Raw genomic sequence first — 11,354 nt, 5'->3', positions numbered from 1 at the left:
CCACGTAGGTGGGGGCCTACGTGCTCGTCGACCGGCGGGTCCCCACCTACGTGGTCCTCTACGTCGCGGCGGGATTGGCCTGCGCGGCGGGTGCCTTTCTTTGAGTGTACGAACATCAGCAGGGGTGGGAGTCGCGATGGCGAGCGAGGCCGAAGGGACATTCGAGATCGTCAACGCGCTGGGGCTGCACGCCCGGGCCGCGGCGCAGATGGTCAAGGTGGCCAACCGCTTCAAGAGCGAAGTGTTCATCGCGGCGGAGGGCAACCGCGCCAACGCCAAGTCCATCATGGGCGTGCTGATGCTCGCGGCGGGGCAGGGCGTCAAGGTGACCATCACCTGCAAGGGCGAGGACGCGGACGCGTGCCTGTCCGAATTGAAAAAGCTCATCGCGGATCGCTTTGGCGAGGCGCAATGACAGGTGCCGTTGCAGTTAGACTCCCCGCGAGGGCAGGGAACGAACCGTGAGCAGCCAGGCCACCCCCACACTCAGGTTGACGGGCATCGGCGCCTCTCCGGGCGTGGCGGTGGGCCATGCCTTCATCCTGGACCGCAAGCGCATCCGCACCCCCAAGCTCCGCCTCGCCGACGCCGAGGTCGAGCCGGAGCGGATGCGGATGAAGACCGCGATTGATCTGTCCGACCGCCAGCTCGCGGAGCTGAAGGATCAGATCACCCGCACGGAGGGCAGCGACCACGCCCTCATCCTGGAAGCGCACCGGCTGATGCTCCACGACCCCATGCTCGTGGACGAGGTCAACCGGCTCATCGTGGAGGACCGCATCAACGCGGAGTGGGCGGTGCGCCGCACGGCCCGCAAGATAAAGCACCTGTTCGACAACATCCCGGACGAGTACTTCCGCGAGCGTCGCTCGGACGTGGACTACGTGGCGGACCGCATCATCCGCAACCTGATGGGCCAGGTGGTGGACGAGGAGGTGGAGGTCCCCGCGGAGGCCATCGTCGTGGCGCACGACCTGCCGCCGGCGGACGCGGCGATGATGGCCCGGAGTGGCCGCGTCGCGGGCTTCGTCACCGACCTGGGCGGCCAGACGAGCCACACCGCCATCGTCGCCCGCGCGCGGGAGACGCCCGCGGTGGTGGGCGCCGGTCGCGCGAGCGAGCAGATTTCGCCGGGCGACCTCGTCGCGATGGACGGCACGCGCGGCGTGGTGCTGGTGAACCCGTCCGAGGACCAGCTCGCGCTCTTCCGAGAGGAGCAGCGGCGCTACCAGGAGAGCGAGCAGCTGGCGCTCGCGACGAAGGAGCAGCCGGCGGTGAGCACGGACGGCTTCCGCATCCGGCTCAACGGCAACATGGAGTTCCTGGAGGAGATCCCCTCGCTCCTGGCGCACGGCGCGGAGGGCATCGGCCTGTACCGCACGGAGTTCATGTTCCTGGACCGGAAGACGGCGCCCACGGAAGAGGAGCACTACCGCGCCTACAAGCAGGTGCTGGAGGCGATGGGCGGCCGTCCCGTCACCATCCGCACGCTGGACCTGGGCGGCGACAAGGTGCCGGGCAAGACGAAGCACGAGAAGGAGCCCAACCCCGCCATGGGGCTGCGGGCCATCCGCTACTGTCTGTCCAACCGGGAGCTGTTCCGGGTGCAGCTGCGGGCGCTGTTGCGCGCGAGCGTGCACGGCAACATGCGGCTGATGTTCCCCCTCATCTGCGGGGTGAGCGAGCTGCGCGAGGCCCGGAGCGAGCTGGAGGCGTGCCGCACGGCGCTGGGGCGTGCCGGGGTGCCGGTGGGCAAGCGCTTCCCGGTGGGCATCATGGTGGAGACGCCCAGCGCGGCGACCATCGCGGACCGGCTCGCGCAGGAGGCGGACTTCTTCTCCATCGGGACGAACGACCTCATCCAATACTCGCTCGCCATCGACCGCCAGAACCGCGAGGTGGCGTACCTCTACCGGCCGCTGCACCTGTCGGTGCTGCGCATGCTCCAGGGCATCGTGAGCGCGGCGAAGTCCGCCAACATCCCCGTGTCCATGTGCGGCGAGATGGCGGGCGACCCCCTCTTCACGCTGGTGCTGCTGGCGATGGGCTTCGACGAGCTGTCGATGACGTCCGGGCAGATTCCGGTGGTGAAGCGGCTGATGCGACGGGTGAGCCGCCACGAGGCAGTGGAGATGCTCCAGGGCGCCATGGAGCTGACGACGGCGGAGGAGATTGAACGCTACGTGCGCATGGAGATGGACCGGCGCTTCAGCGGTCCGGAGGGCTCGCTGCTGTCGGGCGGGCACGACAGGGAGCCCGACTCGTCCCTGTAGGCTCCGAAGGGCCCCTCGGCTCCGGGGCTCCGGAGCTCCGGGGGAGGGGGTCGCCGTTTCCAGCGTGGGTGCATACCTTCGCCGGACACGAATGCAGGAGGCAGCAGCGTGTTCAAGCCAACGGACGTTCAGCGGGGGATGACGGTGCGGGACCGGGACGGCGAAGCGCTCGGTGGCATCGTCGCGGTGGATCCCCGGGGTTTCACCATCGGCAAGGGGCGGGTCTTCGGAAAGGAATACCCGGTGCGGTTCTCCGACGTCGCGGACCTGGACGGGGATGACGTCTACCTGCGCCGGGACCTGGCGCACCTGCCGGGCGCCGTGCTGGTCGAAGGCGAAGCGGAGGACGCGGCGGACGACTCCGCCGACACCCTGAAGCCCCAACGCCCGGTGGCCTACACGCACGACCTGACGGGCGCGCTGGTGCCCATGGAGTAGCGGCCCTCCTCACGGCCGCGGCTTCACTCGGGACGGGAGTCCTCGCCATTCGCGGGGGGCCCGTCCTTCCCATTTTCGTCGACCCTGCCGCCGTGGCGTCCGCGCTGGGGCGTCAGCACCCGGGCCAGGGGCCGCAGCAGCGCCAGCGACAGCAGGGCCAGCCCCGTGGTGGCGCCCGCCACCACGTACAGGCCCAGCCCGCTGGCCAGGCCCACCGCCGCCGTCACCCAGAGGTTGGCCGCGGTGGTGAGCCCCTTCACGGAGCCGCCGTGGCGCATGATGACGCCCGCGCCCAGGAAGCCGATGCCGACCACCACCTGACTGGCGATGCGGCTGATGTCCGCCTGCGCCCCGGGGTTCGCGGACGGACCCAGCACGGCTTCCGTGTACACGCTGGCGAGCGTGAAGCAGCATGCCCCCAGCGCGACGAGCGTGTGCGTGCGCAGGCCCGCGGCTTGGTTGCGGACCTCGCGCTCCACGCCCAGCACCCCGCCCAGGAACGTGGCCAGCACCAACCGACCGATGAGGATGAGGGGATCCACGCTGGGGCGTGACGCTACTCGCCCAGGTCGATCTTCTCGTCCTTGTCCGCCTCGTTCAGTTCGGGATTGGGCAACGTGTCCAGCGTCGCCACCAGCAGCTTGTACGAAGGGACGACGTAGGGCTCCACGTCCGGCCCCAGCTCCTTCACGTACTGCTCCGCGCGCTCGTTGTACTTCTTGTCCTTGGAGTCCCAGCTGCCCGCGGCCTCCGCGGCCCACACCTCCTGGCCGTCGCGGCAGCGCAAGAGCTGCGCCTTCACCGCCACCTCCGCGCCGTCACCCACGCGCTTCACCTGCGGATCCAGCCAAAGAACGCCCTCGATGCCCTCCACGCACTGGTCCTTGAAGGTCGCGTCGGTGGGGCGCTCGGGCAGGGACGTGTTGGCCTTCACCAGGTAGTCCCGGTTCTGGTTCAGCCACTGCCGCGCGATGAGGCTCCACAGGTCCCCCACGTACTGCTGGCCCTGCGGGAACGGCTGCGTCACCACCGCCAGCCGCTTCACCTGCTTGCGGTCCACCGTCTCGTAGTCCTCGCGCAGCCGCTGGCTCTTCACCGTCGCGCAGCCGGCCAGCATCATCAGGCCCAGCACCGGCCCCAGTCGCTTGAACGTCCCCATGGCTTGAAGCTCCTCAAGAAGAAGCCCCGCGCTTCCCCTGGAAGGGAAGGCGGGGCCGAAGTCCGGGGCGGATATTAAGCGCTTCTTCCGCGCTGTCAGGCCGCGCGTGTGGAGGACGCGTCGCCGCCGGAAGCCGAACCGTTCGACTGTGAGCGGGCCGCGTCACGCTGCCGCTTGTCGTGCATGAGCTGCATCACCGCCGCCAGCACCGTGAAGGACACCAGCAGCGTGGTGATGAGGCCGATGCAGGCGATGATGCCCATGGAGCGCACGCCGTTGTGGCCGGCCACCAGCAGCGCTGCGAAGCCCGCGACCGCCGTCAGGGTGGAGGACGCCACCGCCGCGCCCACGCTGCGCAGTGCCACCAGCGGGGACGTGCCCTCCAGGAAGCGGTGCAGCAGGTACAGACCGTGGCTCACGCCGAAGCCCAGCAGGATGGGCAGGATGATGACGTTCATGAAGTTCAGGCGCAGGTCGAACAGCGCCATGAAGCCCAGCATCATCGCCAGGCCCACCGTCAGCGGAATCACCGACGCCAGCGCCAGCTTCACGTTGCGGAAGTCCGCGAAGTGCATCGCGAGAATCCACAGCGCGGTGAGGATGATCGTGAGCTTCGCGTCCTTGAGCACCATGCGCGCCAGCGACGCGTACAGCTGCGTGGCGCCCGCGGCGCGGAACTCCATCTCCACCGGCGCGCCCGTGGGCCCGCCGGCCGTGAACTTGCCCGGCGTCACCATGCCCTTGATGGAGCGCGTCTGGTCCGCGAACTGGAGCATCTGCTTGCCGTCCCACAGGTCCACGCTCGGGTAGATGAACGTGAGGTAGCCGTGGTTCTCCGGCTGGGTGCTGGGCAGGTGGCGGAACTGCGTGGCGTAGATCTCCGGCACGTGGTGCACGTCGAAGGGACGCGCCTCCAGCATCTTCAGGAAGATCTTCGCCTTGTCCTGCGTCTCCGGCGGCAGCGACGCCACGTCGATGTCCTTCAGCTCCGCCTGCCACTCCTCCAGGATCTTGGTGTTCGCCTGCGCGATGCCTTCCGGCGGCACGAAGGTGAAGAGGCTCATCACCTGGGAGATGGTGGGACGCTTCTTCGGGTCCTCCGTCAGCGCCTTGTAGAGGGCCTCCGTCTCCGCCAGGTCCTTGGTGTAGATGGCGAGCGGGTCGCTGGCGATCTTGAAGCGCGTGTTGATTTCATCCTGCAACACCACCGACGGCTGGTTGGCCGGCATCAGCGCGCGGGTGTTGTAGTTGAAGCGCACGCCGTACGGCAGGCGCGTGAGGAAGTCCGCGCCCGCGGGGGGCTCGCCGTCCTTCCACGGGATGGCCGCGCCGCACACCAGCGCCACCACCACGCAGCCCACCGCCAGCACCAGGCCCGGACGCGGGATGCGCAGCTCCTTGCCGGAGGCGTTGTTCACCGACGGCGGCTTCATCACGCCAATCAGCTTCTGCGGCAGCTCCGGGTTCCGGTGGCCCGCCAGCGCCAGCAGCGCCGGGCACCAGGAGAACAGCGTGAAGCCCAGCACCAGCGTGCCCGTGCCGGCCAGGAAGCCGAACTGGGAGAAGCCCTTGAAGTCGCTCACCATCAGCACGAAGAACGAGCCCGCCACCACCACCGCGGACACCAGCGCCGGACGGCCCGCGTTGATGACCGCGTCGCGGATGGCCACGTCGTAGCGCTTGCCCGCGCCCAGCTCCAGGCGGGTGCGGAAGATGAAGTGGATGCCGTAGTCGATGCCGAACCCCATCAGGATGCCGCCCAGGATGGAGGTGATCATGTTGAGGTTACCCACCGCCACGTAGGTGAAGCCCAGCGTGTACAGCGTGCCCGCCACCGTGCCGCTCACCACGATGAGCGTGGGCGCCCACTTGCGGAAGAACGCGATGGTGATGGCGAAGATGGCGACCAGCGCCAGGATGGTCACCGGCTGGAGCGACTCCTCGATGGCGTACGAGTCGTCCACCGCCGTCTTGTAGGAACCGGTGAAGCCGTAGGCGACCGTCTTCTTGTCGCCGACCTTGTAGTAGTCCTCCACCAGCTGCACGCCACCGGCGTTGGACTTGGAGTAGTCCGCCAGGTCCTTGCGCAGCTTCTCCACGTAGTCCTTCGTCTGGCCAATCTGGTTGGTGTCCCACATCGGCTTGATGAGGAGCAGCAGCAGCTTGCGGTCCGGGGAGATGTAGTAGTCGTCCGCGATGCTCTTGTTGCCGACGCTCGCGTACTTGTCGACCAGGTCCTGCAGGTCCAGCTTCACCGGCTCCGTCTTCTTGATCTCGATGTAGAACGGGTTGCTGCGGCGGATCTGATCCTTGAGGAACGCCATGATGCGGCGCTTGCCCTCGGCCAGGTCCTCCGTCTTCACGAAGAGCACCATGTTCTGCTGCACGAACTCGACGGGGATCTTGTACGTGAGCGAGCGCGCGTGCTCCTTGTCCTTGCCCACCATCACGGCCAGGTCGTCCGCGACGCGCTTGAGCGTGGCCTCGTCGTCGCCGCGCAGCGCGACCATGAAGAAGCCGCTGCCGCCCACCATGTCGATGACGCGCTTGACGTCCTTCACCTCCTGGAGATCCTGGGAGATGAGGTCGAGCTGGTTCGAGTTGATGGTGAGCTTCGACGTGCCCCACACGGCCAGACCGAGCAGCAGCAACAGCACGGTCATGACGGTGCCGGGACGCCGGACCAGCATCTCGGCGTAGGCGACTGCGAAGCGGGGCGGGGGATGCGAGGAGGGATTGCCGCTCATGGGCGCGGGACCCTATCGACAAACCCTCCCGCCAGGAAGCGGCGCCAGGGACGCCTGACCGCCCCACCTGCACGCGAGGCGGGGCCTCCCTCCTCCCGGGAATAACCGCGCCTTACGCCTCAGTGCCCGGGGGGCCCGACCAGGGGGACCACCTGGGGGGCCGGCTCGCCCGTCAGGCCGTCTTCCCGGGGCGGAATGAGGAAGGGGCCGGGCTGGCGCAGGAAGCGGGCCGCCACGGCGCCCAGGAAGCGCAGGCCCTCGCGCAAGGGCACGTCCCGGGCACGCAGGGCCACGCCCAGGGCCAGGGCGAAGGACACGCCGAAGTTGAGGATGCCGATGACGACCACCCCCAGCAGGGCCGCCAGGAAGCCCGGCGCCATCACCCCGGAGGGGCCCAGCGTGCAGCCGGCGAAGGCGAGCGAGCCGAATGACAGCGTGACGTGGCGCACGTCCAGCGGGAGGCCGAAGAAGCCGGCCACGCCCGGCGCCACGGCCAGGAGCACGCCCAGGGTGACGCTGCCGCCCACGCCCGCCGCGTGGTGCATCAGGCCGTCCGCCACGCGGCGCGCGCCGTGCTCGCCCAGGAACACGCGCAGCACGCGGTGATGGGCCAGGGCCTCCGGCAGGCGGCGGTAGACGACGAAGTTCTCGAACCAGCCCGCGGCCACGCTGGACACCCAGAGGAGCACGCCGGTGAAGGCGGCCCACAAGAGCGTGGCGCTGTGCCAGGGGTGCAGCGACTCCACCACGTACTGGGCCTTCTCCACCGACAGGAGCGAGTGGCCGCGGACGAGCTGGAAGCCCAGCGCCAGCGCCACCGCGGCGGGCAGCACGCAGCCCAGGTTGCCCAGGGCCGCGGCCAGCTGCGAGCGGGTGATGCGCGGCACGAGCGCCGCCAGCCGCTCCATGCGCCCGCTCCCGGACCCCAGGCCGGAGTCCTCGCCCACCGCGGCGGCCAGCGTGGAGGCCGTCATGGACGGCTGCTTGGTGGCCAGCGTGAAGCCCAGGAACTGCATCGCCACGAAGCTGCCGGCGTAGTTGAGCGCGGCGAAGAAGCCCGCGAAGAAGGGCGCCAGCGACAGCCCGCCCAGGAAGAACTTCAGCGCGGCGGTGAACGCGGTGAGCAGCCCGCCGCCCGCCGCCGAGTGCACCATGCGGTGGAACTCGCCCGGCGTCGCGGTGATGTAGTGCTCACCCGTGTTGCCGGTGCGCTCGATGATCTTCCGCGCCAGCAGCCGCGCGTTGCGCCGCACCAGCGCGCGCACGGAGCGGTCCGCGTGCGCGTGCCGCAGGAGGTCCGACAGCAGCACCAGCGCCTCGCGCCAGCGCGGCTCGCCCCGGGCCGTGCCCAGCACGCGCGCGATGGCCTCCATCCGGTCCAGGCCGCGCCGGATGCGCTCCAGCCGGTACACCAGGTCCACGCTGACGCCCGAGTGCTCCAGGTGCCGCGTGACGGACGCCACCACCTGCCGGCAGTCCGACACGCCCTGCGCCAGGTCGCGCAGCGAGTCCTGCGCCCCGTCGCGCGCCAGCACCGCGTCACACACCAGCCGCAGCCGCAGGAAGGGCGAGGCGCGGAAGGACAGCTCCGGGCTGCGGTCGCGCACGTCCTCGGCCAGCCCCAGGCCCGCCACCTGCACGCCGAGCAGCAGCAGCGCGTCCATCAGGTCGCCGCGCACGCGCGTGATGGGGGAGGGGTCGGGCGGCGGCGGGTCACCGACGAGCGCCGTCAGCCGCGCGAGCAGCGCCGGGGACAGCGCGGCCAGCCACTTCGCGTCCTCCGGCACCGGGAACAGGCGCAGGAGCAGCTCCGACAGCTTGCCCGGCTCCGGCGGCGCGGGCAGCACGCCGCGCACGAAGCGGTCCGTCAGTTCGGAGAAGAAGCCGTTGCCGCCGCTCAGGCCCACCTGGGCGAAGAGCTTCAGCCCCCGGCTGCCCGAGCACACCCCCGACACCAGCCGGGTGACGGACGCGCGCAGCGGGGCCTCCGCCTCCAGCACACGCACCAGCAGCAGCAGCCGGGAGTCCGCGGGGGTCAGCGTGGCGTCCTCCGCCTCCATCAGCCCCTGGGCGGGGATGCGCTCGCGCATCCAGAGCATCCAGCGCTCCACCCACGCGAGCCGCGCGTCCAGGCCGTCCTCGGGGATCTCCGAGAGCAGTCGGAACAGGTCCCGCACGGCGGGGTGGCCCGGAGCCCGGGGCGCGTACTGCACGCAGAACGCATCCACCTCGCGCGCGGACGGCGCGCTGCGGACCAGTAGCTGCGGAGCGGGAGAGGAGACGGTCATTCGCCAGGCGCTCGGGGGGAGGGGGATGCGGAGCCTACCCGGCCCGAGCCTCCCCCGGAACCCGGGGGAAGGCCGTGGGCCTGGTCGCCTGGCTGCTCAACGCGGCCCTGACTGGATTACTTCAGCTTCACCGAAGCCAGTTCATTGTTCTTCGCACGCATGGCCCCCAGCAGGCCGTCCCATCCGCCCTCCTTGAAGAGGGGACGCACCTGGTCGTCACGGATGCCGGTGAGCATGGAATCCCCGAGGACGGACACGTCCACGACCTTCCACGCGCCGCTCACCTTCTCCACGGAGTACTTCAGCTTCATCTCCTGCTTCTTCAGCGGGTGGTTGATGAAGATGGTGGAGCCCACGAGCGCCTTGTCGCCCGTCACCTGCGGCTCGTCGTAGGTGATGGAGTCCAGGTTCTTGAAGTTCTCGCGCACCTTGGGGAAGGCCATCTTCGCGAAGAGGCTGTGGAAGAGCTGGAGGAATTCCTTGCGCTGGGCGTCCGTGGCCTTGGTCCAGTCCTCGCCGAGCAGGAAGAGCCCCTGCTGCTCGCCGCCCAGGTTCTCCAGGGCCTTGAGGTCCTTCTCGTAGCGCACCGACTGCACCACGGTCTTCACCGGCTTGGTGATGGCGTCGTTGGCGGCCTTCGGCGCGGCGAACGCAGGCACGGCGAGGGTGAGGGCAACCAGGAAGGGGAGGGTGCGGAGGCGGGCGTTCACGTTCATAGGGATGGGTGGCCTTTTGAAGAAGGGCTCGTGTCCTGTTAGCCCAGGGGAACGCCCCGCGACGCACAAAATTCATCCGGCGGGCAGGCCCACCTGGCGCATCGGGTGGGGCCGCTTTCGCGGGGAGAGGACGAATAAACGGGCCTGTCTACAGGTTTGACTCCGTTGCGACTGCACGTTTACTGTCCGCCCCCTGCGCTGCGTCACTGGATTTGCGCAAGCTCGAGAAGACATGCCTACCGACTTCCTGTTCACGTCTGAATCCGTCACCGAAGGCCACCCGGACAAGATCGCCGATCAGATCTCCGACGGTGTGCTGGATGCCATCATCGCCAAGGATCCGCAGGCGCGCGTCGCCGTGGAGACGCTCGTCAAGACGGGCCTCGCCATCGTCGCGGGCGAGGTGACGACGAACTGTTACGTGGACATCCCGAAGATCGTCCGGTCGACCATCACGCGCATCGGCTACACCGATAGCTCCATGGGCTACGACGGCAACACCTGCGGCGTCATGGTGGCCATCGAAGGCCAGAGCCAGGACATCGCCCGGGGCGTGGACAACAAGAAGGACCAGGGCGCCGGCGACCAGGGCATGATGTTCGGCTTCGCGTGCGACGAGACGCCGGAGCTGATGCCCGCGCCCATCCACTACGCGCACGCGCTCACCCGCCGCCTGGCGGAGGTGCGCCGCAAGAACCACCCGTGGATCCGCCCGGACGGCAAGAGCCAGGTCACGGTGGAGTACAAGGACGGCCGCCCGGTCCGCATCGACGCGGTGGTGGTGTCCACGCAGCACGCGGATGAGATCTCCAACAAGAAGATCCAGGAGGCCATCCGCGAGGACGTCATCATCAAGGTCCTCCCGAAGAAGCTCATCGACAACAAGACGAAGTTCTTCATCAACCCCACGGGCCGCTTCGTCATCGGCGGCCCCATGGGCGACTCGGGCGTCACGGGTCGGAAGATCATCGTCGACACCTACGGCGGCATGGGCCGTCACGGTGGCGGTGCGTTCAGCGGCAAGGACCCGTCCAAGGTGGACCGCTCGGCCGCGTACATGGGCCGCTACATCGCCAAGAACGTCGTCGCCGCGGGCCTCGCCACCCGCTGCGAGGTGCAGGTGTCCTACGCCATCGGCGTGGCGGAGCCCGTCAGCGTGATGGTGGAGACCTTCGGCACGGCCACCGTGCCCGAGGAGCAGATCGCGCGCGCGGTGCGCCAGACGTTCGGCCTGCGTCCGCGCGAAATCACGGAGCACCTGGACCTGCTGCGGCCCATCTACCAGAAGACCGCTGCGTACGGTCACTTCGGCCGCCCCGACAAGGAGTTCACCTGGGAGCGCACCGACAAGAAGGACGCGCTCCGCGAGGCCGCCGCCGCCGCGGGCAGCACCAAGACGCGCACCCCCCGCCTCAAGGCGGTCTGACGCACCCGGTTCCGGCGCGCTCCGTCTGAACCCCACGCGCTCGTCCCTCCCGGGGCGGGCGCGTTTTCATTTTCGCTGGACGTCAGAGCCCGGGCGCACACCGGGTGCGACCTGTTAGGACACGGCCATGCCGACTCCGGGTGCCGTGTCTGGCTGGCGCATCGTGCTGCTCACCGTGGCCCCCGCCGTGGCGCACGACTTCACGTCGTCGCTGCGTGCGCGGGGGCACGACGTGGTGGCGGTGGTGGTGCCCACGGGCCTCCGGGGGCTTACGCCCCTGGACATGGAGGGGTGGGCGGAATTGGAG

General features: G+C 69.3%; 9 protein-coding genes and 2 pseudogenes. 6 read left to right on the top strand and 5 right to left on the bottom strand.

From position 1 onward, the window contains the following. Positions 1 to 8 precede the first annotated feature (8 nt). The 4 genes and pseudogenes from D7V93_RS47725 to D7V93_RS26720 all read left to right on the top strand — a co-directional run. Positions 9 to 104: pseudogene (locus D7V93_RS47725) on the top strand (PTS system mannose/fructose/sorbose family transporter subunit IID); the annotation flags it as partial. A gap of 32 nt (positions 105 to 136) precedes the next feature. After that, positions 137 to 415, top strand: coding sequence for an HPr family phosphocarrier protein (locus D7V93_RS26730; protein WP_120646089.1), 279 nt, complete (start codon positions 137 to 139; stop codon positions 413 to 415). Positions 416 to 461: 46 nt separating this feature from the next. Beyond that, positions 462 to 2,273, top strand: a complete 1,812-nt coding sequence (ptsP, locus tag D7V93_RS26725) for a phosphoenolpyruvate--protein phosphotransferase (protein ID WP_120646088.1) — start codon at positions 462 to 464, stop codon at positions 2,271 to 2,273. Positions 2,274 to 2,381: 108 nt separating this feature from the next. Continuing rightward, positions 2,382 to 2,711: a hypothetical protein gene (locus D7V93_RS26720; RefSeq protein ID WP_120646087.1), complete on the top strand. Its 330-nt coding sequence runs from the start codon at positions 2,382 to 2,384 to the stop codon at positions 2,709 to 2,711. 23 nt (positions 2,712 to 2,734) lie between these two features. Here D7V93_RS26720 and D7V93_RS26715 read toward each other — a convergent pair whose 3' ends face one another. The 5 genes from D7V93_RS26715 to D7V93_RS26695 form a co-directional block, all read right to left on the bottom strand. Next, positions 2,735 to 3,253 (bottom strand): MgtC/SapB family protein, encoded by a 519-nt coding sequence (locus tag D7V93_RS26715; RefSeq protein WP_120646086.1) that lies wholly within the window; start codon positions 3,251 to 3,253, stop codon positions 2,735 to 2,737. A 14-nt stretch (positions 3,254 to 3,267) separates the two neighbouring features. Continuing rightward, on the bottom strand, positions 3,268 to 3,870 hold the full coding sequence (locus D7V93_RS26710) for an MXAN_6521/LA_1396 family lipoprotein (RefSeq protein ID WP_120646085.1): 603 nt from the start codon (positions 3,868 to 3,870) through the stop codon (positions 3,268 to 3,270). A gap of 95 nt (positions 3,871 to 3,965) precedes the next feature. Then, positions 3,966 to 6,617, bottom strand: coding sequence for an efflux RND transporter permease subunit (locus tag D7V93_RS26705; protein ID WP_120646084.1), 2,652 nt, complete (start codon positions 6,615 to 6,617; stop codon positions 3,966 to 3,968). 119 nt (positions 6,618 to 6,736) lie between these two features. Then, a complete protein-coding gene (locus tag D7V93_RS26700) occupies positions 6,737 to 8,905 on the bottom strand; it encodes a site-specific recombinase (RefSeq protein ID WP_120646083.1) in 2,169 nt (722 codons plus the stop codon). A 116-nt stretch (positions 8,906 to 9,021) separates the two neighbouring features. Next, positions 9,022 to 9,615, bottom strand: a complete 594-nt coding sequence (locus D7V93_RS26695) for a Tgt2/MlaC family protein (protein ID WP_120646090.1) — start codon at positions 9,613 to 9,615, stop codon at positions 9,022 to 9,024. Between the two features lie 238 nt (positions 9,616 to 9,853). On the opposite strand from D7V93_RS26695, the gene metK reads away from it, so the two are divergent. Beyond that, positions 9,854 to 11,047, top strand: coding sequence for a methionine adenosyltransferase (metK, locus tag D7V93_RS26690; RefSeq protein ID WP_120646082.1), 1,194 nt, complete (start codon positions 9,854 to 9,856; stop codon positions 11,045 to 11,047). A 127-nt stretch (positions 11,048 to 11,174) separates the two neighbouring features. Beyond that, positions 11,175 to 11,354 (top strand): annotated as a pseudogene (locus tag D7V93_RS26685) (hypothetical protein); the annotation flags it as partial.

It is taken from the genome of Corallococcus llansteffanensis (assembly GCF_003612055.1).
Classification (GTDB): domain Bacteria; phylum Myxococcota; class Myxococcia; order Myxococcales; family Myxococcaceae; genus Corallococcus; species Corallococcus llansteffanensis.
This window is presented reverse-complemented; position numbering and strand designations above follow the sequence as displayed.